General features: G+C 62.9%; 20 protein-coding genes and 1 pseudogene. 12 read left to right on the top strand and 9 right to left on the bottom strand.

The window, feature by feature from the left end; all coding sequences use genetic code 11:
- Positions 1 to 9 precede the first annotated feature (9 nt).
- From RSE12_02005 to RSE12_01985, 5 genes are all read right to left on the bottom strand, one after another.
- Entirely contained in the window at positions 10 to 1,032 is a 1,023-nt protein-coding gene (locus RSE12_02005; protein ID WRH63129.1) for a Gfo/Idh/MocA family oxidoreductase, read from the bottom strand.
- Positions 1,029 to 1,868, bottom strand: coding sequence for a carbohydrate ABC transporter permease (locus RSE12_02000; GenBank protein ID WRH63128.1), 840 nt, complete (start codon positions 1,866 to 1,868; stop codon positions 1,029 to 1,031). The genes RSE12_02005 and RSE12_02000 overlap by 4 nt, the downstream gene beginning before the upstream one ends.
- Before the next feature lie 10 nt (positions 1,869 to 1,878).
- On the bottom strand, positions 1,879 to 2,796 hold the full coding sequence (locus RSE12_01995) for a sugar ABC transporter permease (GenBank protein ID WRH63127.1): 918 nt from the start codon (positions 2,794 to 2,796) through the stop codon (positions 1,879 to 1,881).
- Between the two features lie 99 nt (positions 2,797 to 2,895).
- Positions 2,896 to 4,146 carry an ABC transporter substrate-binding protein gene (locus tag RSE12_01990; protein ID WRH63126.1) on the bottom strand — a complete coding sequence of 417 codons (1,251 nt, stop codon included), beginning with the start codon at positions 4,144 to 4,146 and terminating at the stop codon, positions 2,896 to 2,898.
- Positions 4,143 to 5,063, bottom strand: a complete 921-nt coding sequence (locus RSE12_01985; protein WRH63125.1) for an N-acetylmuramic acid 6-phosphate etherase — start codon at positions 5,061 to 5,063, stop codon at positions 4,143 to 4,145. The genes RSE12_01990 and RSE12_01985 overlap by 4 nt, the downstream gene beginning before the upstream one ends.
- 154 nt (positions 5,064 to 5,217) lie before the next feature.
- Between RSE12_01985 and RSE12_01980 the strand changes: the two genes are divergently transcribed.
- From RSE12_01980 to nagA, 4 genes are read left to right on the top strand one after another with little or no spacing between them, the layout of a single operon-like run.
- Positions 5,218 to 6,045, top strand: coding sequence for a BadF/BadG/BcrA/BcrD ATPase family protein (locus RSE12_01980; GenBank protein WRH63124.1), 828 nt, complete (start codon positions 5,218 to 5,220; stop codon positions 6,043 to 6,045).
- On the top strand, positions 6,045 to 6,815 hold the full coding sequence (locus RSE12_01975) for a GntR family transcriptional regulator (GenBank protein WRH64717.1): 771 nt from the start codon (positions 6,045 to 6,047) through the stop codon (positions 6,813 to 6,815). Before RSE12_01980 ends, RSE12_01975 begins: the two co-directional genes overlap by 1 nt.
- The gene (locus RSE12_01970; GenBank protein ID WRH63123.1) at positions 6,812 to 7,834 is read left to right on the top strand and encodes an SIS domain-containing protein; all 1,023 of its coding nucleotides are present in this window, start codon (positions 6,812 to 6,814) and stop codon (positions 7,832 to 7,834) included. Before RSE12_01975 ends, RSE12_01970 begins: the two co-directional genes overlap by 4 nt.
- On the top strand, positions 7,834 to 8,952 hold the full coding sequence (nagA, locus tag RSE12_01965; protein WRH63122.1) for an N-acetylglucosamine-6-phosphate deacetylase: 1,119 nt from the start codon (positions 7,834 to 7,836) through the stop codon (positions 8,950 to 8,952). The genes RSE12_01970 and nagA overlap by 1 nt, the downstream gene beginning before the upstream one ends.
- Here the strand turns inward: nagA and RSE12_01960 are convergent.
- The gene (locus RSE12_01960) at positions 8,949 to 9,911 is read right to left on the bottom strand and encodes a magnesium transporter CorA family protein (GenBank protein ID WRH63121.1); all 963 of its coding nucleotides are present in this window, start codon (positions 9,909 to 9,911) and stop codon (positions 8,949 to 8,951) included. The two genes, nagA and RSE12_01960, sit on opposite strands and share 4 nt — an antisense overlap.
- A gap of 67 nt (positions 9,912 to 9,978) precedes the next feature.
- Positions 9,979 to 10,608, bottom strand: coding sequence for a TetR/AcrR family transcriptional regulator (locus RSE12_01955; protein ID WRH63120.1), 630 nt, complete (start codon positions 10,606 to 10,608; stop codon positions 9,979 to 9,981).
- A 120-nt stretch (positions 10,609 to 10,728) separates the two neighbouring features.
- Here RSE12_01955 and RSE12_01950 point away from each other — a divergent pair, with 120 nt between their 5' ends.
- Positions 10,729 to 12,765, top strand: coding sequence for an NADH:flavin oxidoreductase (locus RSE12_01950; GenBank protein ID WRH63119.1), 2,037 nt, complete (start codon positions 10,729 to 10,731; stop codon positions 12,763 to 12,765).
- Between the two features lie 114 nt (positions 12,766 to 12,879).
- Here RSE12_01950 and RSE12_01945 read toward each other — a convergent pair whose 3' ends face one another.
- Positions 12,880 to 13,497 carry a TetR/AcrR family transcriptional regulator gene (locus RSE12_01945; protein WRH63118.1) on the bottom strand — a complete coding sequence of 206 codons (618 nt, stop codon included), beginning with the start codon at positions 13,495 to 13,497 and terminating at the stop codon, positions 12,880 to 12,882.
- 117 nt (positions 13,498 to 13,614) lie between these two features.
- Between RSE12_01945 and RSE12_01940 the strand changes: the two genes are divergently transcribed.
- From RSE12_01940 to speB, 7 genes and pseudogenes are all read left to right on the top strand, one after another.
- A complete protein-coding gene (locus tag RSE12_01940) occupies positions 13,615 to 14,667 on the top strand; it encodes an extracellular solute-binding protein (GenBank protein ID WRH63117.1) in 1,053 nt (350 codons plus the stop codon).
- 42 nt (positions 14,668 to 14,709) lie between these two features.
- Entirely contained in the window at positions 14,710 to 15,537 is an 828-nt protein-coding gene (locus RSE12_01935) for an ABC transporter permease (protein WRH63116.1), read from the top strand.
- Positions 15,538 to 15,539: 2 nt separating this feature from the next.
- Complete coding sequence (locus RSE12_01930; GenBank protein ID WRH63115.1) at positions 15,540 to 16,310, top strand: ABC transporter permease; 771 nt, start codon at positions 15,540 to 15,542, stop codon at positions 16,308 to 16,310.
- Positions 16,307 to 16,789: pseudogene (locus RSE12_01925) on the top strand (ATP-binding cassette domain-containing protein). The gene RSE12_01930 and the pseudogene RSE12_01925 overlap by 4 nt, the downstream one beginning before the upstream one ends.
- Positions 16,790 to 16,822: 33 nt before the next feature.
- Positions 16,823 to 17,305, top strand: coding sequence for a TOBE domain-containing protein (locus tag RSE12_01920; protein ID WRH64716.1), 483 nt, complete (start codon positions 16,823 to 16,825; stop codon positions 17,303 to 17,305).
- Positions 17,305 to 18,033, top strand: a complete 729-nt coding sequence (locus RSE12_01915; protein ID WRH63114.1) for an MBL fold metallo-hydrolase — start codon at positions 17,305 to 17,307, stop codon at positions 18,031 to 18,033. Before RSE12_01920 ends, RSE12_01915 begins: the two co-directional genes overlap by 1 nt.
- Entirely contained in the window at positions 18,030 to 19,004 is a 975-nt protein-coding gene (gene speB / locus RSE12_01910; protein WRH63113.1) for an agmatinase, read from the top strand. The genes RSE12_01915 and speB overlap by 4 nt, the downstream gene beginning before the upstream one ends.
- A 55-nt stretch (positions 19,005 to 19,059) precedes the next feature.
- Here the strand turns inward: speB and RSE12_01905 are convergent, their stop codons facing one another.
- Complete coding sequence (locus RSE12_01905; GenBank protein ID WRH63112.1) at positions 19,060 to 22,332, bottom strand: efflux RND transporter permease subunit; 3,273 nt, start codon at positions 22,330 to 22,332, stop codon at positions 19,060 to 19,062.
- Positions 22,333 to 22,336: the final 4 nt, after the last annotated feature.

Genomic DNA, 22,336 nt, shown 5'->3' with positions numbered 1-22,336 from the left:
GAGGCCCCTTTACAGTTTGACGGGCTGGCCGGACCGGACGCTTTCGTCGGCGGCAAGGCAGATGGCGAGGGATTGGACCGCGTCTTCCATATGGCGCGACAGATCAAGGTCTTCGGTGATGGCACGGGCCATGAAGGCCTGTTCGCGTTCGCACAGATCTTGATGGCCGGGTTCGTCGGCCATGGACAGGTCTTCATCTGGCTGGCCCACGCGGTGGACGCGGATGGTGGAGGTTTTGGTGTGCGTGTCGTGATCATCCGACCGCGCGCTTTCGGGCATGCGGATGGAAACGGCGCCGTTCGGGCTGACCACATCCTTCACGAAGAAGGCGGTGTCAGACATCATCGGTCCCCAGCCGGCCTCATACCAGCCCACGCTGCCATCGGCAAAGAGCACCTGGAAGTGGCCGTAATTGTACATGTCAGGCGCGATTTCGTTGGAAAGGCGCAGACCCATGCCGCGCACCTCGACCGGTTTGGCATCGGTGATCTGGCACATGACATCGACGTAATGCACCCCGCAATCGACGATAGGGGATGTGGTCTGCATGAGGGTCTTGTGAACCTCCCATGTCGGGCCTGACGACTGCTGGTTCAGGTTCAGGCGGAACACATAGGGGCCGCCAAGGGCGCGGGCCTCACTGATCAGGCGCATCCAGGATGGGTGGTGGCGCAGGATGTAGCCGACAACGACCTTGCGGTTATGGGCGCGGGCGCAATCCACCACGCGGCGAGCGTCTTTCACCGTCGTCGCCAGCGGCTTTTCGACAAAGACATGCGCGCCCTGTTCCATCGCCATGCAGGCATAATCGGCATGGCTGTCGGAATAGGTGGAGATGTTGACAAGGTCAGGTTTCAGCCGTGTTAGAGCCTGTTTATAGTCCGGCTCAATGCTGTATCCGGCCATTTCCGGATCAAGCCGCGGTTCGGACCGGTTGACCAGACCAACCAGATCGAAGGCCGGGTTCCGGTGATAGGCCAGTGCATGGCTGCGGCCCATGGTGCCAAGGCCGGCGACGAGGGTACGGATCATTTGACAGCTCCTGCGGTGATGCCGCGGATGAGTTGGCGCGAGAAGATGAGGTACAGCACCAGCACCGGCACGATGGCGAGCGACAGCGCCGACAGCACCGCGTTCCAGTTGGTGACAAACTGGCCGATAAAGACCTGTGAGCCCAGGGTAATGGTCTTCGTCTCCTCGCTGGGGGCAAGGATCAGGGGGAACCACAGGTCATTCCAGATCGGGATCATGGTGAAGACGGCGACCGTCGCCATTGCAGGGCGAACAAGCGGCAGGACGAGGGTGAAGAAGATGCGGTATTCCGACAGCCCGTCGATCCTTCCTGCATTCTTCAGATCATCGGACACCGACCGCATGAATTCCGACAGGATGAACACGGCCAAAGGCAGGCCCTGCGCGGTGTAGACAAGGACAAGTGCGGTCAAAGTATTTACTAAACCAGCCGAAACCATCATTTCGAGGATCGCCACAGTGCCAAGGCGGATGGGGATCATGATGCCCAGCGCAAGGTAAAGCCCCATCAGAAGGTTGCCCCGAAACCGGTATTCCGACAGGGCAAAGGCGGCCATCGCCCCAAAGAGCAGAACAAAGAACAGGCTTCCCACCGTCACCGTCATGGAATTCAGGAAGTATTGGAAGAAATCCCCCTGTTTCATCACCGTTGTGTAACCCACAAAGTCGAAATTGCCGGGCATGGGCGGTGCCAGCGGTTCGGCAAAGATCGCGCGGCGGGATTTGAAGCTGTTGATGACGATGACAAAGACCGGGAACAGCGCGATCAGCGTATAGGTCATCAGGATCGCATGGGCGGCGATGGATCGGCCAAGGTGGGTGCGGGCTTTGGTCATGGCGTGCCCCCTAGAACTGATAGCGGCGCAGCCGCGTCTGGATGCCGAACAGGTAGAGGCAGACACCCACCAGAATGATCCCGAACATGGCTGTTGCGATGGCCGCACCCATATGCGGATCACCCAGTTGCAGCTGGAACCCAAAGAAGGTGCGATAGAGGAAGGTGCCCAGGATATCGGTGCTGAAATCCGGCCCGGCCAAGGCGCCTTGGGCCACATAGATCAGGTCGAAAGCGTTGAAATTGCCCACAAAGGTGAGGATGGAGATGATGCCGATGGAGGGCAGGATAAGCGGCAGCTTGATCTTCCAGAACTGCGCCCAGCCGCCAAGACCATCCATTTCCGCGGCCTCGATCACATCATCGGGGATCGACAGAAGGGCGGCATAGATCAGCATCATGGGGATGCCCACGAATTGCCAGACTGAGATGAGGGCAAGCGTGGTCAACGCATATTCTTCCTTGCCCAGCCAAGGCGCAAACAGCGCCTTTAACCCCACGGCATCGAGCATTCCCGGCGCGATGCCCCAGATGGGCGACAGGATCAGCTTCCAGACAAAGCCCACGATCACGAAAGACAGAATGGTGGGGATGAAGATGGCCGTGCGGTAGAACGCCGACATCCGCAGTTTCGGGCTGGACAGCAGCGCCGCCAGCAGAATGCCGATCGGGTTTTGTACGATCATGTGGATCAGAAAGAACCAGAAGTTGTTGTAGAGCGCGTTCCAGAACGCGCCCGACCAGCGCGGATCGCCGAAAAGCGTCACGAAATTGGCCAAACCAACGAAGATGCGGTTCTGCCCATCCAGATTGTAGAGCGACAGGTTGAGCGTCCCGAAAAGCGGGATGATCATGATGGCGGTATAGACCAGCACGGCCGGCGCAAGAAACACGCCGATATGCCAGCGGATAGGCTTGCGTGAAGCCATCTGCCTGCCTCCTTCATCTTGGGAAGACTACGCCCGTTGCTCCGGGCCGGGGGGTCCGGGGGGCAGATTGCCCCCCGGTTCCGAAGGTTCAGCCCGCGCTTACTTTTGCGGTTCGTACCAGCTGGCCAGACCGTCCTGCAGCCGCTTGGCGGCGTCAGCCGGGGCTTCGCTGCCACGGATCACGTTGGCCGAGGCGTTCCAGGTTTCGTTTTCCAGGTTCGGCGTGCCGCGCGACAGGATCTGATAGGTGGACCGGATCGTCGACTGGCACTTGCCGCGCCAGGACACGAATTCCTGCGCCAGCGGGTCCTGCATTTCGACCGGGGTCGAATTCAGGCTGAAGAAGCCCGGCAGGGCATTGGCATACATCGTCGCAAAGTCCGGGCTGCCCACCCATTCCAGGAACTTGGTCGCCGCCTCGGCATTGGGCGATTTGGCGTTCAGGCCGATGGCGATATCGGTGTGGTCGCTGATGTAGCAGGTATCGCCAGCAGCCTGCACCGGCGGCGGGAAGGCACCCATGGCAAAGGTAGCCTGCGTGTTGAAGCCCGAGATTTCCCAAGAACCAGCCGGATAGATCGCAGCACGGCCAAGGGTGAACAGGTTCTGGCTGTCAGGGTAGGTTTGTGCCTCGAACCCGTCGCCGAGGTAATCCTTCCAGCGGGCGAGCTGTTCAAACGGGGCAACCCATGCCGGATCCGTCAGCTTCTGTTCGCCCTTGATCAGGGCAAGACGGCCTTCTTCGCCTTTCCAGAAGTTCGGGCCGATGTTGTTATAGCCCATCGTCGCGGCTTCCCACTGGTCGTTGGTGCCCATCGCCATCGGGATATAGGTGCCGTCGGCCTTGATCTTGTCGAGCGCGGCGAAGAATTCGTCATTGGTCGTGGGGACCGCGATGCCAAGGGCATCGAAGGCGTCCTTGTTGTAGATAAAGCCGTGGATCACCGAGGCCATGGGCACACAGAAGGTGGCGGCGCCATCATCCGTCTGCCAGGCCGATTTCGCGACGGGCGAGAAGTTGGCCATGGAGGCGAGGCCCGACAGATCGGCCAGATGGCCCTGATTGTACAGTTCCAGTGAAGCATCGAACGGGCGGCAGGTGATCAGGTCACCGGCGCTGCCTGCGGCGAGCTTGGAGTTCAGCGCGGCGTTGTATTCGGCGGGTGCGGTCGGCGCGAAGACCACCTTGATGCCGGGATTTTGCGCCTCGAACGCGGGGATCAGCGTGTCCTGCCAGATGGTCAGGTCATCGTTGCGCCAGCTTTCGATGGTCAGCGTCACATCCTGCGCCGAAGCGGCACCGCCCAGAAGGGTGGTGGCGAGCAGCGCGAAGCGGAATGTCTTGGTCATTGAGATACTCCCTGTTGGTGGCCTTGTGTTGTCAAAGCGGCAAGGGCCGGGCCGAGGGCCCCTTCGCTGTTCTTCAGATGCGTCGCGGCCTGTGAGGCCGTGGCGCCCGCGGCAATCAGGACCGCCGGTTTTACTGCACCGCCCGTCTGGGCGAGCGATTCCTTCGCAGCGGCCATGTCACAGCCCGAAATCCCCATCACGATACGCGCGGCGCGATCGGTGAGCTTGGCATTATCCGCCACGACATTGACCATATAACCATCATGTACATGGCCCAAGAGAATGCCCATCCGCACCGACAGCATGTTCAGCGCCACCTTTTGCGCCGTTGCGGCCCCCATGCGGGTGGAGCCATTCACCACCTCTGGCCCGGTATCCAGAAGCACCGAAATGTGGCTCTGTTCCAGCAGTTTTGACCCCGGCACATTCGCGAAACCCACCACCGTCAGGCCCGCCGTGCGTGCCAGATCGGCGATGATCGCGGTGTAGGGTGTGGAACCCGAGGCCGAAAGGCACAGGATCGTATCGCCCTTGGTCAGACCGGCTTTCCGGAAATCTGCCTGCGCCAAAGCGGGATCATCCTCAACCGCGCCAGTCATGTGCAGCAGGGCCGATGCGCCGCCTGCGAACAGGATCGGCGTCCGGTCAGGTGGGATACCGAAGGTGCCGGCAAGTTCCAGCCCATCGGCAAGCGCCATGAGCCCGGACGACCCCGCCCCTGCATAGGCCAGCTTTCCGCCCGCGCGCAGGCTGTTGGTGGCAGCGATTGCGGCTTGGTCAATCGCGGGAATGGCGTTGCGCACGGTGGCGAGCGCCGCTAGCTGGGCATCGAGCAGATGCGACAGGGCGTCAGGCCCCGGCAAGGCGTGAATGCCTGCCGAGCGGGGATGACGGGCCTCTGTCGGGCGGTCTGCCATGTGATTCCTCCGGTTTCCATGACAATGCCAAAATAATACCAATTGTAAAGTGTCTTTCTATTTTGCAGGTGCAGCATCGGTTTCGAGGGGTATTTCTGTAAGGGTCTTTCTATTTGGTATTGTTTTGGTATTCTATGCAGGGAGAGGATTCGCCATGCAGCTTTTCTTGGGCATCGACGGGGGCGGCACGGGGTGCCGCGCGGCTGTGGCCGATGAATCAGGGCGTGTCTTGGGCCGGGGTGAAGCCGGACCTGCGAATATCGCCTCTGATCCGGATGGTGCGGCGCAGAACATCGTCAAGGCGGCGGCGGATGCGTTGCGGGCGGCAAGCGGGGGCAAGATTTTCGCCGCAGGGCTGGGCTTGGCGGGGGCAAATGCGGCGGGGGCAGCGGATCGGCTGCGCGATGTGCTGCCCTTTGATCGGGTGGCCGTGGTGACCGATGGCATTACCGCCGTAAAGGGTGCGTTGGGCGCGGCGGATGGCGTGGTGGCTGCACTCGGGACCGGGTCGGTCTTTGCCGTGCAGCGCGGCGGCGTGATCCGGCAGATTGGCGGGCGCGGGCTGGTGCTGGGGGATGAGGCGAGCGGGGCCTGGATCGGGCGGGCCATCCTGCGCGCGGCATTGCGCGCGGTGGATGGCATGCAGCCGATGACGCCCCTGCTCGCCGCGTTGATCGAAGAGGGCGGCGGCGCGGATGCGCTGGTGGCCTTTTCGCTGCGCGCGCGGCCTGTGGAATTTGCGGCGCTTGCCCCGCGCGTGGTGGACAGCGGTGATGCGGCGGCGGTGGCTGTGATGGCGGAGGCGCTGGCCGATGCGGCAGAGGCGGTAGCGCTGTTGCAAGGGGATGAAGGGTTGCCAGTGGTGTTTTTGGGCGGATTAGGGACAGTTTTTGCAGATCGTCTGGCAGGGCGCTTTGCCATTCGGCCGGCCTTGGGCACGGCGCTGGACGGGGCGCTTACGCTCGCGCGGGAGACGGCATGATGGACCGGATCTTTGCGCCAGAGGGGTTTGATGAAACCGGGGCGGGGCCGCTCTATCTGCAATTGCAACGCCGGATTGCCGAGGCGGTGGCGTCGGGCCGGCTGCGTCCCGGTGACAGTTTGCCGCCCGAACGGGACATGGCGGCACTAACCGGGCTGAGCCGTGTCACCGTACGCAAGGCCGTGGAAGGATTGGTTGGCAGTGGCCAACTGGTGCAGAAACGCGGGTCAGGCACCTTTGTCGCGCAGCGAGTGGAGCGGCTGGAACAGGCTCTAAGCTTGCTCACAAGCTTTACCGAAGACATGGCACGCCGGGAGAAAAGCGTGGAATCCGTCTGGCTGAGCCGAGCGGTGCATTCCCCTGCGCCCGAAGAGGTTATGGCGCTGGGCCTTGGCGCGGGGGATCGGGTGGCGCGGCTTGAGCGGGTCCGCCGTTCGGATGGCGTGCCGCTTGCGATCGAGCGCGCGTCCCTGTCGGCGCAGGTGCTTCCAGAGCCGGAGAAGGTGGAGGCGTCACTGTATGCAGTGCTGGAGGCGCGGGGGATGCGCCCGGTGCGTGCCGTGCAGCGGATATCAGCCGCCAATCTGGGCGCGCGGGATGCCGAACTGCTGAGTGTACCCGTCGGCGCAGCAGGGCTGCGCATCGAACGGATCGGATACTTGCCCGACGGGCGGGTGGTTGAGTTTACAAGGTCGCTCTATCGGGGCGACGCCTATGATTTCGCGGTGGAGCTGAAGCTGGCACCGGACACGGAAAGGAAAGACCCATGACAAGCCATATGGCCCGCGAAGTGGCCGAGATTCCGCAGGCTTCGAGACGATTCCTGACGGAATCGCGCGATGCCCTGATGGCGGCGGCGGCGGCTATGCGGACGGTTGATCCGGGGTTGATCGTGACAGTGGCACGGGGATCTTCGGATCATTCAGCGACCTATCTGAAATATGCGGTGGAACTGTTGGCGGGGGTGCCTGTCGCCTCTGTCGGGCCATCGGTGGCCTCGGTCTATGGGCGGCCCCTGCGGTTGGGCGGGGCGGTTTGCGTGGGGATTTCGCAATCGGGGCGCAGCCCAGATATTGTGGAGATGATGCGGGCGGCGGGGGCGGGAGGGGCGCTATCGGTTGCGATCACCAATTTTGCCGACAGCCCGATGGCGCTGGCCTCGGCCCATTGTTTGCCGTTGCAGGCGGGGGTGGAACAGTCGGTCGCGGCGACCAAGACCTTTGTGACATCGGTGCTGGCCGGGTTGGCGCTGGTTGCGGAATGGCAGGAGGATGCGGCTCTGCGCGCTGCAGTTGTGACGTTGCCCGATGCGTTCGAGGCGGCGCTGGCGCTGGATTGGTCGGCGCTGGCAGCGCGGATGTCGCGGGCGCAGCATGGCTATGTTCTGGGGCGGGGGCCCGCCTTTGCGATTGCCAATGAATGTGCGCTGAAGCTGAAGGAAACCTGCGGGCTGCATGCCGAAGCCTATTCCGCGGCGGAGGTTCTGCATGGGCCAAGCGCGATTGTCGAAGCGCAGTTTCCGGTTCTGGCGCTGGCGGTAGAGGATGCCGCGCAGGCGGGCGTGGTGCAGACGGCGGAACGGCTGGCGGTGCAGGGGGCGGATGTGTTCGTGACGGGGGTGGCGGCAAAAGGCTGCGTCACGCTGCCGTCGGTCGGCGGGTTGCACCCGCTGGTGGCGCCGCTGGTGCTTGCCGTTGGGTTTTATGGGTTTGTCGAGGCGCTGGCACGGCGGCGGGGGTTCGATCCCGACACGCCGCCGCATCTGCGCAAGGTGACGGAGACGGTGTGATGGGCAGAACATCCTATACCGGCGCGCGGGTCTTTGACGGGGCAGAGTTCCGTGAGGGCGCATTGGTGGTGGAGGATGGGCATGTGGTGGGGTTTGGCGCAGCCGAGGGCACGGTGGTTGCCCTGTCGGGTGGGGTGATCGCGCCCGGTTTCCTGGACCTTCAGGTCAATGGATCGGGCGGGGTCGCTGTCGACAGAAACACAGATCAGGCCGTGTTAGAGACGATTTGTGCCGTCCAAGCCCGGCTTGGGGCTACCGGTTGTCTGCCCACGCTGATCACCGATAGCTATGAGGCGACGGCGCGGGTGGTTGAGGCCGGTATCGCCGCGACCAAGGCGCAGGTCCCCGGATTTCTGGGCCTGCATCTGGAGGGGCCGCATCTGGATGTGCGGCGCAAGGGGGCGCATGACGCGGCCCTGATCAGGCGGATGGATCCGCGCGATCTGGCGCTGATCATCGAAGCCGCGGCGGAACTGCCCGCGCTGATGGTGACGGTCGCGCCGGAATCAGTGACCAAGACGCAGATCCGGGCGATGGCGGCGGCAGGGGTGATCGTGTCGCTGGGCCATACCGATTGCTCCGCGACAGAGGCGCGGGCGGCGACGGCGGCAGGCGCGCGCTGTGCGACGCATCTGTTCAACGCCATGAGCCAGATGGGCAATCGCGAAGCGGGAATGGTGGGGGCCGTGCTGGCGGGGGACGGGTTTGCCGGATTGATTGCCGATGGCATCCATGTGGACCCGATCAGCCTCCGCGTGGCGTTGTCGGCAAAGCGGAGCGGTGTGTTTCTGGTATCCGACTGCATGGCGCTGGCGGGAACGGACCGGACAGAGTTCCACCTTGGCGGGCGGCGGATTCTGCGGTCACAGGGTCGATTGACGCTGGAAGATGGCACGCTGGCAGGGGCCGATCTGACGCTGCCGCGTGCGGTGCAAGTGTTGGTGCAAGAGGTGGGTATTGCGCCAGAGCGGGCGTTGGCCATGGCAAGCAGCATCCCGGCGGCGGTGATCGGGCGGGGTGATCTGGGCCATCTGCGCCCCGGCGCGCGGGCCGACATGGTGCATCTGGGCGCGGATTGGGCGTTGCGCGGTGTGTGGCGGGCGGGCGTGGCGGCCTAAAGCCAGTTCTTCCAGCGGAAGTACAGGAAGGCCGCCAGCGATGCGGCCAGCATCGACACCAAAGCCGCAGGATAGCCCCAAGGCTGCGCCAGTTCCGGCATCACGTCGAAATTCATCCCGTAGATCGATGCGATCAGAGTCGGCGGCGAAAACAACACGGCCACGACCGATACGATGCGCACGGTGGAGTTTTGCGACAGGTTGATCATCCCCAGCGTGGCATCAGACGCCAAGGCGACACGCTGCGACAGGAAATCGGTGTGCACCTCAAGCGAATCGATGTCGCGCAGCAGGTTTGCGGTGACGGGCGCCATGCCTTCGTCGCCCATACGTTCACGGGCAGTCTGGCTGTAGAATCCAAGCGCGCGGCTGAGTGTCAGCAGGGCAAGGCGGATATGGCCAAGCAATTCCGCCTCGCGCCCGATCTGACGCAAAGCGACCTCAAGCCGTTTCTGGTTCTGGCCGCGCCCGCCGGGGGTGTAGACAGAGCGCGAGGTGCTATCGAGGCTGCGGCCCGAGGATTCCAGCAGATCGGCCAGCCGACCGATGATTTCTTCGATCATCGACAGGAAAACCCGGTTGGCGCTGGTACAACCCGGACCCACCTTTTCGGCACGGGTGGGGTAGGTTTCAAAGGGCCTGGAATCATGGTGGCGCACGGTCACAACACGGCCGGGTGACAGGATGAAGGTGACTGGGCCGGCAAGGGGGGTGTTTGTCTCCGAATGCCCGGTGAGCTGCACCGTCATGTAATCGGTTCCATTTTCACGGTAGAGGCGATTTGAAATCTCGATCTCTTCCATATCCTCCAGCGTCGGCACATCGACGCCCAGCGCCATGACGGCGGCGGTCTCTGCCTCTGTCGGGCGAAGCATGTCGATCCAGATGGCATCGGAGAGGGCGGCCTCGGGGGCGAGTCGGATCAGGCGGCCCTCGGCCTCGCGGTATGCAGCAATCATGTGGGGTCCCGGGGGGTTTGGTTGCGGCGCAGGCTAGGCGCGCGTTGGGCGGCGGTAAAGCGCGGCGTCAGGGGGAAAAGCCGTGGCGGGCGTGAAACCGCGCCAATTCGCGTTGGGTGGGGGCGCTGTCGGTGAAAAGTTCCACATAGGCCGGGATGCGCGCCATGCGGATGGACAGGTCTTCACGCGCCTGGGTGGAGATATAGCCGATCTGGGTAAGATAGACGGCGCGGGCGCGGGTGTCGGCATCCACCCCGCTATGGCCCCAGCGATGGTAAAGCGCGATCAGCGCGTCGATCCGGGCGCTGTCTTCGGTGTTAAGGCGGGCCATGATGGTGGCGTCCTGCAGCGCCCAAGAGCGGATGGCGAATTCCAGCCGGCTGTCAAAGGCCGCGTCGGAAAGGAAGCAGGAGATGACGTTCAGCATCGCCTCGGCCTTGGTATCGGCATAGGCGGCGCAGGCGGCGGTCAGCCCGGCGGTGGTACGCGCGGCCCAACGATCGGCCAGCGCGGCAAGCAGGGTTTCGCGGTCCTTGAAGTGCCAATAGAAACTGGTGCGCGCGATGTTCAGCCGTTTGGCAAGCGGCTGGATGCGGACGGCATCCACCCCGCTTTCCACCAGCGTATCATGCGCGGCCTCAAGCCACAGATCGGGCGATCCGCGCCAGCCAGACTCTGAAGGGGGTTCATCGGTCATGGGGTGAGGGTAGCGATCCGGGGGTCGGGTCGCAAGGAAATGTTCATGGGTGACTGAAAACTTGACAGTAGTGAACATTTCTCGGAAAGTTTGAGCAGCGCAAAGCCGGAGGCCATACCCATGTCGAACGATCCGTTGTTGCAGCCTTACCGGCTGAAGCATCTGACCCTGCGCAACCGGATCATGACGACAAGCCATGAACCCGCCTATACCGAGGACGGGATGCCGAAGGATCGGTATCGTCTGTATCATCTTGAACGGGCCAAGGCCGGGGTGGCGATGGTGATGACGGCGGGGTCGGCCAGCGTCAGCCGCGACAGCCCGCCCGCATTCGGCAATGTGCTGGTCTGGAAGGATGAGGTGGTGCCGTGGATGCGGCGGCTGGCGGATGATTGCCATGAGGCCGGGGCGGCGGTGATGATCCAGATCAGCCATCTTGGCCGCCGCACGCGGTGGGACAAGGGCGATTGGCTGCCGGTGGTGGCGCCCGGAAAATCCCGGGAACCGGCGCATCGGGCATTCCCCAAGATCATCGAGGATTGGGATATCGCGCGGATCATCCGCGATTATGCCGATGCGGCAGAGCGGATGAAGGCGGCCGGTCTGGATGGGGTAGAGTTTGAATGCTACGGCCACCTGATGGATCAGTTCATAAGCCCGCTGACAGCGGCGGCGGATGGGCCATATTCCGGATCGCTGGACAACCGCTTGCGCTTTGCGATGGAGGTGCTGGCGGCCTGCCGCGATAGGGTGGGGCCGGATTTCCTGCTGGGCGTGCGCTATGTGGCGGATGAAGATGAGGCGGGCGGCATCCCCCCGGAGGAGGGGATCGAGATGGCGCGGCGGTTCCGGGATTCGGGGCTGGTGGATTTCCTGAACATCATTAAGGGGCGCATCCATACCGATGCCGCCCTGACCGATGTGATCCCGATTCAGGGGATGCGATCCGCGCCGCATCTTGATTTTGCAGGCCGCGTGCGGGCCGAGGTGGGGATACCCACCTTTCACGCGGCGCGCATTCCAGACGTGGCGACCGCGCGTCATGCGGTGGCGACGGGGCAGCTGGATATGGTCGGCATGACGCGGGCGCATATGGCGGACCCGCATATCGTGCGAAAGATCGTCGAAGGACGGGAAGAAGATATCCGCCCCTGTGTTGGGGCAACCTATTGCCTTGACCGGATCTATCAGGGCGGCATGGCGCTGTGCATCCACAACCCGGCGACGGGGCGCGAAGAGACGATGCCGCATGTGGTGACGCCCGCGGTGGTGCAAAAGAAAGTGGTGGTCGTGGGGGCTGGCCCTGCGGGGCTGGAGGCCGCGCGGGTGGCGGCAGAGCGGGGGCACCATGTTGTGGTGTTCGAGGCCGCGGATCAGCCCGGCGGGCAAGTGCGCCTGACGGCCCAAAGCAAACGACGAGCCGAGATGATCGGGATCATCGACTGGCGCATGGCAAAATGTGCGGCGCGGGATGTCGAATTCCGGTTCAATACCTGGGCCGAGGCGGCGGATGTGCTGGCCGAACGCCCTGATTTGGTGATCGTGGCGACGGGCGGGCTGCCGGAGACGGATGTGCTGGCAGCAGGCAATGATCTGGTGGTCAGCGCATGGGATATCCTTTCGGGCGATGTAAAGCCAGGGGCGCAGGTGCTGCTTTATGATGACGCGGGCGACCATGCGGCGATGCAGGCCGCGCAGATGCTGGCCGAGGCGGGGGCGGCGGTCGAGGTGATGACCCCGGACCGTATCTTTGCACCCGAGGTAATGGGGATGAACCTTGTCCCCTATATGCGGGCGATGCAGGACAAGGCGGTGACCTTTACCGTGGCCTATCGCCTGCTTGCGGTAGAGCGGGACGGAAACCGGCTGAAGGCGGTGATCGGGTCGGATTACAGCCGTGATCTGCGGCAGGAACGGCAGTTTGACCAGATCGTCGTGAACCATGGCACGCAGCCGCTGGCGCAGATCTATTTCGATCTGAAGCCGCTGTCGGAAAACCTTGGCGCGGTGGATTATGACGCGCTGATCGAAGGGCGGCCGCAGGCGATGAACGGTGGCCCTGCCGGGTTTCAACTGTTCCGCATCGGGGATGCGGTCGAGGCGCGCAACACCCATGCAGCGATCTATGATGCGCTGCGCCTGGTGAAGGATATCTGAATGCCCCCTCCCCTGGCCCCTCGCCCGCAGGGGCGGGAGAGAGGAGGGCGCCTTCAGGCGACCGGGATGGGGGTGACGCTGTTGCCGTTGGGTATTTGGGCCAAGATGAAAGGATCAGCGGCGGGCCAGAAATTCGGCGATGGGGGCGTTCTGGCGGGCGGTGATCGCGTGCAGGTCTGTGAGGGTCATATCCTCGGCCTTCACGAATTCGGTGAACATCTGATTGAGGTTGTTAAACAGCAACTGGCCGACGGCATCTGCGTCGATATCCGTGCGGGCATAACCCTTGCGTTGCAGTTCGCCGATCAGATCGCAGACCTGTGCCGCGAGCAGGCTGTCGAGTTCGGTATATCGGGCCGAAAAGGGGGTTCCCGGTGCCTCGATGGAAATGGCCATGGCGGTGCGCCACATTTCCTTGGACAGGTAATAGAGCGAATGGTCGAAATAGATGCCCAGCAGATCGCCCAGCGCGCGGGCAATGTCGGCCGGTGGGTTGGCGACGATGGATTTGCCGGATTCCAGCACCTCTTCCACCTCCATCGACACGATGGCGAGGAGAAGGTCACCTTTGTTGGTGAAATAGTTGTAGAGTGTGCCAACAGAAACTTCGGCCGCATGGGCAATGTCTTCGATCCGGATGGCGCCGTAACCCTGTTCGCGAAACAGCCGCGAGGCCGCCTCAAGGATGCGGCGGGTTCGGTCGGCCTTTTGTTTTTCGCGCAGTCCAGCCATCGGTGCCGTTCGCAAGTTGCCCGTTTTTTGACATTGACTTCAAAAATGAACGAACTCAATTATTTTCGTGACCGCGCCGGACAGAAGCGCCGACAGAACCCCGACATGGAGAGAAGAATGGCCCAGAAAGTAACCCTTCCGCTGACCGCCCTTGCGCTTTTGTCGGTGGCGAGCCCGTCCTTTGCGCAGGAACTGAACGCGCTGGTGTGGTGCGACCACACCGATCCCGCCCTGATCGAGCCGTTCGAGGAAAAGTTCGGCGTGACCGTCAACCTGAAGGAGTATGAAGGTACGGCGGCGGGGCTGGCGATCCTGGATCAATCGCAGCCCGGCGATTGGGACGTGCTGGTGATCGACGCGGTTGATGTGGGGCGCGCGGTCGAGGCTGGCTATCTGGCGGAGCTGCCGGCGGCAGAACTGCCCACACAGAATTTCTTTCCCGAACTGGTGATGGCCGAGAACAACACCGTGGATGGCAAGACCTATGCCGTGACGGAAAAGTTTGGCTACAACACCATTTCCTTCGACAAGACCAAGGTCGATCCCGCGGATATGGAGGATATGGCCGCCCTGACATCGGGCAAATATGATGGCCGGATCGCGATCTATGATTATTACCTGCCGGTTCTGGGCCTTGTGGCGCTTGGTCAGGGGATCAACACCGCCGATATCACAGCGGAAAACCTGCCCAGCCTGAAAGACCCGCTGATGAAACTGCGGGCAGCATCAAAGCAGGTGTCGGATGTTGTGTCGGCGCAAACGGCGCTGGCGACGGGCGAGGTGGATATCGTGGTGGGTGGCGGCGAATGGCTGACCGCCGTGCTGGCCGCCGACAACCCGAACCTGGACTGGACCATCCCCAAGCAGGGCGGGTTGCGCTGGGCGCAGTCGATCGGTGTGGTGGCAGGATCCACCCAGCCGGATCTGGCGCTGGAATTCGTGAAATACATCGTCTCGCCCGAGGGGCAGGCCAAGCTGGCAACCTCGTCCTGCTATTGGGGGATGCCGGCCAATGCAAAAACCGGCGACGCGCTGAGCATGGAACAGCGGGACGTGCTGCGCTGGAAGGAACAGCCCGATTTCCTGAAGCGGGCGCAGTTGTACCCGATCCCGGATGCAACGCTGGATACGGCGATGCAGGACATGTGGACCGAAATGCTGAACCAGTGACCCCGTGACACTCCTGTGACACTGGCCGCGACGGAAAGACGGATGGGTTGGGGCCTTGCGGCCCCTGCCCTGCTTTGGACGGTTGCGTTCTTTGTGCTGCCGTTCCTTGCCATGCTGGCGCTGTCCTTTGCGCGGATGGAAGGGCGCGAGGTGGTGGCGGGGTTTGACCCAGGAAATTACATCCGCATCTTCACCGATTGGACGATGTTCAAGGCGCTGCTGAACAGCCTTGAGATCACGCTGGTGGTGACGGTGGTTTCCGTCCTGCTGGCCTATCCCTTGGCCGCGATCATTGCCTTTCGGGTGCCGGCGCGGTGGCAGCGGCTGGCGCTGCTGATGGCGGTTCTGCCGTTCTGGACATCTTATGTGGTGCGGTCCTATGCGTGGCTGCTGGTGCTGGGGCAGAACGGGGTGGTCAACAAGGCCCTGTTGGGGCTGGGGCTGATTGCCGAACCGTTGGAGATTGCGGCCACGCGGACGGCTACGGTGATCGGGTTCGTCCATTTCTTTGTGATGCTGCTGACGCTGACGATTTACGCCAACCTGATCCAGCTTTCGCCCAACTATGCGCGGGCGGCGGCGGACCTTGGGGCCGGGCGTTGGGCAACATTCCGGCATGTGATCCTGCCATTGACGCTGCCAGGCGTCGTGACGGGGGCGTTTCTGACCTTTGTTCTGTGCATCGGGGATTACATCACGCCGCAGATTCTGGGTGGGAATGCGGAACTGACGCTGCCGCAGCTGATCATGCTGCAAATGGGGCGAAGCGGGAATTTCCCGCTGGCCTCGGCCCTTTCGGTGGTGCTGATGGCGGTGGTGACGCTGGCCTATTTCGCCAGTAGCCGCTGGCTGCGGCTGGATCGGGTGTAGCGATGCGCGCGCTGTCCTGGGCCTATCTGGCGATTGCCTATGCCTTTGTGTTCCTGCCCGTTGCAGTGCTGGTGGCGTTTTCCTTTCAGGATGGCCGTCTGCCCGTGCCGCCGTTTCAGGGTGTGACGCTGGAGTGGTATGCAAAGGTGCTGGGCGATCGCGACCTGATGGCCGCGCTGATCAATTCGGCGCTGGTGGCGGCGGTGTCTTCGCTGGTGGCGCTGGTGCTGGGGTTTCTGGCGGCGCATGCACTGGCGCGGGTGCGGCTGCCGGGATCGGTGCTGATGCGCGGGGTGCTGATCGCGCCGATGACGGTGAGTTACCTGATCATCGCGCTGGGCCTGCTGACGCTGTTCAACCAGACAGGGGTGCGGTTGTCGCTGTGGACGGCGGGCATCGGCCATGTGGTGATCAACCTGCCGCTGTGCTTTGCCATCACCTATGCGGCAATGGGCGACCATCAGAAGAACGCCGAACGCGCGGCGCGCGATCTGGGCGCGCCGGAATGGAAGGTGCTGCTGCTGGTATCGGCGCCGATGCTGGCGGCGCCTTTGGCGGCAGCGTTCTTCCTGTCGGTCACGTTCAGTTGGGATGAATTCATCATCGCGTTCCTGCTGACGCGGTTCGATGTGACGCTGCCGGTGGAGATCTGGTCGATGCTGCGGTCGGGGATTTCGCCTGCGACGAATGCGGTCGGGTCGCTGGTGTTTCTGGTTTCCGTCACGCTGGTCGTGGTGCTGGAGGTGTTCGTGTTTCGGAGGGTGAAGACATGACAGCCGGTGTATCCATCCGCGCGGTGAGCCAGCGGTATGGCAGCGCGCTGGCGCTGGATGCCGTAGATCTGGAAATCGCGGCGGGCGAGTTCGTCGTGCTGCTGGGGCCTTCGGGATGCGGCAAGACCACGCTGTTGAACATCATCGGCGGGTTTGCCGAACCGACGGCAGGGGCCGTGCTGATCGGCGGGCGGGATATGGCGGGGGTGGCGGCGAAGGATCGGCCCACGACGACTGTGTTTCAGGACTACGCGCTGTTCCCGCATATGACGCTGGCCGAGAATGTGGGGTTCGGGCTGCGAATGCGGGGGGTGTCGCGCGCGGCGCGCGATGCCAAGGCCGCCGAGATGCTTGCACTGGTGGGCCTTGAGGGGCGCGGGGCGCGGCGACCGCATGAGTTGAGCGGTGGGCAGCGGCAGCGGGTGGCACTGGCGCGTGCGCTGGCGGTGGAACCAGATGTGCTCTTGCTGGATGAACCGCTGGGGGCGCTGGATTTGAAGCTGCGCCGCGCGATGCAGGATGAACTGAAGGCCATTCAGCGGCGGGTGGGAACGACCTTTGTTCATGTGACCCATGATCAGGAAGAGGCGATGGCGATTGCTGACCGGATCGTGGTGATGAATGGCGGCAAGATTGCCGATATCGGCCCGCCGCGTGACGTGTATCTGCGACCCAAGAGCCTGTTTTCGGCTGGTTTCATGGGCGAGGTGAACAAGATTTCCGTGACGGGTGGGCAATCTGCGTTGGGGCCTTTGGCGGTGCCGGATGGGGTGCTGTGCATCCGGCCCGAGGCGATTTCCGAAGGCGGAACTTTGCGCCTTGGCCCCTGCCGGGTGGAGGAGACGACGTTCTTTGGCACCTATCTGCGCGCCCATGTGTCGCCCTTGGCTGCGCCAGACCTGCGGCTGGTGGTGCATCTTGCGCAAGGGGCCGCGCCAGAGATCGGGGCCGTGATGGATCTGGGCGCGCAGGATTTCGTGGTGCTGGAGGCGTGATGGAACGGATGGGGCCGGGCGATTGGTGGCGCGTGCGCGATATGGGGGACGGTGTCACTTGGATCGACGAGCCGCATGTGCGCGAATTCTATCGTTGCAACGTCTGGCACGTGCGGGGGCGCGACCACGACATGCTGGTGGATAGCGGGATGGGCGTTGTCAGTCTGCGCAATTGGGTGCCGATGGTGACGGAACGGCCACTGGAGGCGGTGGCGAGCCATACGCATTTCGACCATGTCGGGTGTCATCATGAATTCCCATGCCGGTCCTGCCATGGGGCGGAGGCGCATCTGCTGCGCGCGCCCACGCGGGAAAACACCTTTGCCGACAAGTATGTGACGGATGAGATCTTCACCGCGCTGCCGCCAGAACCCTACCTGTCAGAAACCTATGCGGTGGAGGCCGCGCCCGCAACGCGTTTGCTGTGGGATGGGGATACGGTCGATCTGGGGGATCGGCGGTTCGAGGTGATTCACACACCCGGCCATTCCCCCGGCGGGATTGCCCTGTGGGAAGCGGCGAGCGGGATCCTGTTTTCGGGCGACATCGTCTATGATGGCGAGTTGATCGAAGGGACAAGCGCGCTGGAACAGGCGCAATACATCAGGTCGATGGAACGGTTGCTGGCCCTGCCGGTGCGCGTTGTGCATGGCGGGCATTTCCCCAGCTATTCGGGGGAAAGGCATAAGACGATCATCCGGGATTGGCTGGAAGGAAAAGGCAGATGACAGGGTTCAACCAACCGCTGGGCGGGAACACGATGGCGCGGTTCGGCGGACCCGCCACGATGATGCGCCTGCCTGCGGCGACCAGTGCTGAGGGGCTGGATGTGGCCTTCATCGGCATCCCGATGGATCACGGCACATCGAACCGGTCCGGCACGCGGCTGGGGCCGCGCCAGATACGCGACGAATCCCGGATGCTGCGCCCCTATAACATGGCGACGGGGGCGGCGCCGTTCGATCACCTTCAGGTGGCCGATATCGGGGACGTGCCGATCAACACCTTTGATCTGAAAAAGACCGTGGGCATCATCACCGATTACTATCGCGGTGTTCTGGCGACCGGGGCGATCCCGCTCACGCTGGGGGGGGACCATACGCTGACATGGCCGATCCTGCGGGCGATGAAGGAAAGGCACGGTCCTGTCGCGCTGATCCATATCGATGCCCATGCAGATATTAACGAACACATGTTCGGTGAAACCGTCGCGCATGGCTGCCCGTTCCGCCGCGCATGGGAAGACGAATGTCTGATCAATGACAAGGTGTTCCAAATCGGCCTGCGCGGCACGGGCTATGCGGCGGATGATTTCGATTGGGCGCGGGGGCAGGGCTGGACGGTCGTGCAGGCCGAGGAATGCTGGGGCAAGTCGCTGGTGCGGCTGATGGAAATCGTGCGCGCAACGGTCGGCGATGCGCCGGTCTATATCAGCTATGACATCGACAGTCTGGATCCCGCCTTTGCGCCGGGGACAGGCACGGTAGAGCCGGGCGGGTTGTCCACTTGGCAGGCGCTGGAGATCATCCGGGGCTGCGCGGGGTTGAACATCGTGGGGGGCGATCTGGTTGAGGTGTCGCCGCCCTATGATCCGTCTGGCAATACCGCGTTGATCGGGGCGAACCTGCTGTATGAGATGCTCTGCGTGTTGCCGGGTGTGCCACAGAACCCATCGCGGTTTTCGGGGCTGACCTTCTAGGAAAGGCGCACGGCGTATCGAATTGAAAAGGCCCGGTGGTGAACCGGGCCTTTCCTTATTCTGCGACGTGCAGCGTGGGTGCGCCCCTTTGGGGCGGTCTGCCGTCAATCCGGGCTTCCAGCGCATCAATGCGTTCGGCCAAAACGCTTGCCGCGGGTTCATCAGGCTCTGCCTCTTTCGGGCCGATGAAGGTGGCGAAGAAGCGCGCCAGCAACCGCGACAGATCATCCATGATCAGGAAGAATGCCGGGACGATCACCAGCGACAACACGGTGGAGACGATGATCCCGCCGATCACCGCTGTGGCCATGGGGGCGCGGAACGATCCGCCCTCACCCACGCCCAGCGCCGAAGGCAACATCCCGGCGGACATGGCGATAGAGGTCATCACGATGGGGCGGGCGCGTTTATGCCCGGCCTCGATCACCGCAGCGGCGCGCGACATGCCCTGATTGCGCATCTCGATGGCGAAATCGATCAGCAGGATGGCGTTCTTTGTCACGATCCCCATCAGCATCAGGATGCCGATCAGCACCGGCATGGACAGCGCCGAGTTCGTCAGGATCAGCGCCGCCGCCACCCCGCCAATGGCGAGGGGAAGGGAGAAGAGGATCGTGAACGGCTGAATCACCGATTTGAACAGCAGGATGAGCACGGTCAGCACCAGCATCAGACCCATGATCATGGCATTGCCAAAGGCGGCCATCAGCTCCTGCTGCACTTCGGCATCGCCGGCCTCTTGCACGCGCACACCGGGGGGAAGTTCAACGCTGGCGATCACCTCGTTGAACCGGGCGGCGGCGGTGCCAAGGGCCACGCCCACCGGAAGGTTCGCGCCAATCGTCGCGCGGCGTTCGCGGTTCAGGCGATCCACCATCGACGGGCCTTCGGCAATCGCGATATCGGCCACCGCCGACAGCGGCACGGTTGCCCCAGTAGCAGTGGTCAGCTTCAGCGCGCTGATCCGGCTCAGGTCTTCGCGGCTGGCATTGTTCAGCCGCACGCGGACCGGGATCAGGCGGTTGTCGATGGACAGTTTCGCCAGCAGGGCATCGACATCGCCGATGGTCGCCACGCGGACGACTTCGGCAATCTGCGATGTGGTGATGCCCAGACGTGCGGCTTCATTGGCGCGGGGGGTGATCTGAATTTCCGGGCGCGGCAGCGCACCCTCAGACGCGACGTTGGCCAAAAGCGGATCGCCTGACAGCGCCTCTTCCAGACGGGCGACGGCGGTATTCAGATCCGCCTCATTGTCGGCCAGGATCGAGAAGGACAGGTCACGTTCGCCCCGGTCATTCAGCTTGAACGCACGGATATCGGGGATCAGGGCCAGCTTTTCAAAAATCTGCGCCTCGATCACGTTCTGCGGGACGGTTCGCCCGGTGTTTTCGACATCGGGAATGATCGCGCCCAGAACGGGAACGTTGTTCACGATCTGTGACAGCTTCAACAGTAGCGAATGATCCAGTCGCGTCAGCAGCACGGTTACCGATGCACGGCGAATGTCGCGGTCGCCCGTGGGCGAAGACCCGCCAAGGACAAAGACGTTATCGACCCATTCCACCTCACGGATGGCGGCCACCATGGCCTGCGTGGTGCGATCCGTTTCCTCCAGCGTCGTGCCGGGGGGAAGTTCCACCGAGATCGGGATGCGGCTTACATCTTCCGGCGGTATGAAACTGCCGGGCACCTTGAGCATGAAATGGACCGATACGGCCAGAACAGCGATGGCTCCAAGCAGCGTCAGATACCGCGCCGGGATTTTCAGGAAATGCCCCGTCGTGGTGGCGCTGACCACCTTGAGATAGCCCTTCATCAGCGGGCCATCTTCGGTGTGCTCCTCATGCGCGTCTTTTGCGCGCATCAGATAGGCGGCCATCATCGGCGTGATCAATCGCGCCACGATCAACGAAAAGATCACGGCAATCGCAACGGTCAGGCCGAATTGTCGGAAATACTGCCCCGGAATGCCGGGCATGAAGGACACCGGCACAAAGACCGCGACGATGGTGAAGGAGGTTGCGATCACGGCAAGGCCGATTTCATCCGCCGCCTCGATGGCGGCGCGATAGGGGGTTTTGCCCATGCGTATGTGTCGGGCGATATTCTCAACTTCGACAATCGCGTCATCCACCAGAATACCGGTCGCCAGCGTGATGGCGAGGAAGCTGACAAGGTTCAGCGAGAATCCCAGCAGATCCATGACAAAGAAGGTGGGCACCGCCGACAAGGGCAGCGCCACGGCGGAAATCAACGTCGCGCGCCAGTTTTTCAGAAAGGCCAGAACCACCAGAACGGCCAGAATGGCCCCTTCGATCAGGGTGTGCAGGGCGGATTCATAGTTGCCATAGGTGTAGAAGACAGTTTCGTCGACCAGCTTGATCTGCACTTCGGGATGATCCGCGCGCAGAGTGTCGAGTTGGGCGTTCACCACTTCGGCGACCGACACTTCGGATGCGCCCTTGGCGCGGAACACCGCGAAGGTGACCACCTGTTCATCGTTCAGGCGCGAGAAGGACCGCAGTTCTTCGTAGGTGTCATTCACTTGCCCAAGCTCGGACAGCCGTACGTGACGGCCGGAGGGCAGGGCAATGGTGGTGTTGGCAAGGTTCTCCACCGTCTTGGCATCGCCCAGCGTGCGGATCGCTTGCTCGCCCGCGCCCAGTTCTGAGCGGCCCGAGCCGAGATTGGCGTTGGTGGCGCGGAGTTGCGCATTCACCGCACTGGCGGTGATGCCGTAACTGTCCAACTTGACGGGATCGAGTTCGATGCGGATTTCGCGGTCAGCCCCGCCGTAACGATCCACCCGGCCAATGCCGGGGCGGCCTTGCAGGCCACGGATGACGGTATCATCGACGAACCAGGACAGTTCCTCGATCGTCATGTCGGGCGCGCTGACCGCAAAGGTCATGATCGCCTGACCTTCCACGTCGATCCGGCTGACCACTGGCGCTTCGATCGAACCGGGCAGGTCACCACGGATCTGATCGATGGCGTCTTTGGTATCCTGCACTGCTTTGTCGGTGGGCACTTCCATGCGGAATTCGACAACCGTGGTCGAATTGCCATCGGTGACCGACGACACGACGTTCTTTACCCCGGTGATCCCGGCAACGGCGTCTTCGATTTCCTTGGTGATCTGGGTTTCCATCTCGGCCGGGGCGGCGCCGGATTGGCTGACGCTGACGGCGACGAGGGGCACGTCGATATTCGGGAAACGGGTGATCGGCAGGCTGTTGAAGCTTTGCCAACCCAGCACCATCAACAGCACAAAGGCCAGAAGCGGCGCGACGGGGTTTCGGATGGACCAGGCGGAAAAGTTCATGGCG

The sequence above is a fragment of the Fuscovulum sp. genome, assembly GCA_035192965.1.
In the GTDB taxonomy this organism is placed as follows: domain Bacteria; phylum Pseudomonadota; class Alphaproteobacteria; order Rhodobacterales; family Rhodobacteraceae; genus Paragemmobacter.
Note: the sequence above shows the minus strand (reverse complement) of the source record. Positions and strands in the feature narration are given on the sequence as shown.

What these genes read in the sequence shown, in the direction of transcription:
- RSE12_01980 (WRH63124.1), top strand. Translation starts at nt 5,218, where the DNA reads ATGCAGCTTTTCTTGGGCATCGACGGGGGCGGCACGGGGTGCCGCGCG.
- RSE12_01945 (WRH63118.1), bottom strand. Translation starts at nt 13,497, where the DNA reads ATGGCTGGACTGCGCGAAAAACAAAAGGCCGACCGAACCCGCCGCATC.
- RSE12_01950 (WRH63119.1), top strand. Translation starts at nt 10,729, where the DNA reads ATGTCGAACGATCCGTTGTTGCAGCCTTACCGGCTGAAGCATCTGACC.
- RSE12_02005 (WRH63129.1), bottom strand. Translation starts at nt 1,032, where the DNA reads ATGATCCGTACCCTCGTCGCCGGCCTTGGCACCATGGGCCGCAGCCAT.
- RSE12_01935 (WRH63116.1), top strand. Translation starts at nt 14,710, where the DNA reads ATGGGTTGGGGCCTTGCGGCCCCTGCCCTGCTTTGGACGGTTGCGTTC.
- RSE12_02000 (WRH63128.1), bottom strand. Translation starts at nt 1,868, where the DNA reads ATGACCAAAGCCCGCACCCACCTTGGCCGATCCATCGCCGCCCATGCG.
- RSE12_01915 (WRH63114.1), top strand. Translation starts at nt 17,305, where the DNA reads ATGGAACGGATGGGGCCGGGCGATTGGTGGCGCGTGCGCGATATGGGG.
- RSE12_01905 (WRH63112.1), bottom strand. Translation starts at nt 22,332, where the DNA reads ATGAACTTTTCCGCCTGGTCCATCCGAAACCCCGTCGCGCCGCTTCTG.
- RSE12_01970 (WRH63123.1), top strand. Translation starts at nt 6,812, where the DNA reads ATGACAAGCCATATGGCCCGCGAAGTGGCCGAGATTCCGCAGGCTTCG.
- RSE12_01975 (WRH64717.1), top strand. Translation starts at nt 6,045, where the DNA reads ATGGACCGGATCTTTGCGCCAGAGGGGTTTGATGAAACCGGGGCGGGG.
- nagA (WRH63122.1), top strand. Translation starts at nt 7,834, where the DNA reads ATGGGCAGAACATCCTATACCGGCGCGCGGGTCTTTGACGGGGCAGAG.
- speB (WRH63113.1), top strand. Translation starts at nt 18,030, where the DNA reads ATGACAGGGTTCAACCAACCGCTGGGCGGGAACACGATGGCGCGGTTC.
- RSE12_01985 (WRH63125.1), bottom strand. Translation starts at nt 5,063, where the DNA reads ATGGCAGACCGCCCGACAGAGGCCCGTCATCCCCGCTCGGCAGGCATT.
- RSE12_01940 (WRH63117.1), top strand. Translation starts at nt 13,615, where the DNA reads ATGGCCCAGAAAGTAACCCTTCCGCTGACCGCCCTTGCGCTTTTGTCG.
- RSE12_01930 (WRH63115.1), top strand. Translation starts at nt 15,540, where the DNA reads ATGCGCGCGCTGTCCTGGGCCTATCTGGCGATTGCCTATGCCTTTGTG.
- RSE12_01955 (WRH63120.1), bottom strand. Translation starts at nt 10,608, where the DNA reads ATGACCGATGAACCCCCTTCAGAGTCTGGCTGGCGCGGATCGCCCGAT.
- RSE12_01960 (WRH63121.1), bottom strand. Translation starts at nt 9,911, where the DNA reads ATGATTGCTGCATACCGCGAGGCCGAGGGCCGCCTGATCCGACTCGCC.
- RSE12_01920 (WRH64716.1), top strand. Translation starts at nt 16,823, where the DNA reads ATGCAGGATGAACTGAAGGCCATTCAGCGGCGGGTGGGAACGACCTTT.
- RSE12_01995 (WRH63127.1), bottom strand. Translation starts at nt 2,796, where the DNA reads ATGGCTTCACGCAAGCCTATCCGCTGGCATATCGGCGTGTTTCTTGCG.
- RSE12_01990 (WRH63126.1), bottom strand. Translation starts at nt 4,146, where the DNA reads ATGACCAAGACATTCCGCTTCGCGCTGCTCGCCACCACCCTTCTGGGC.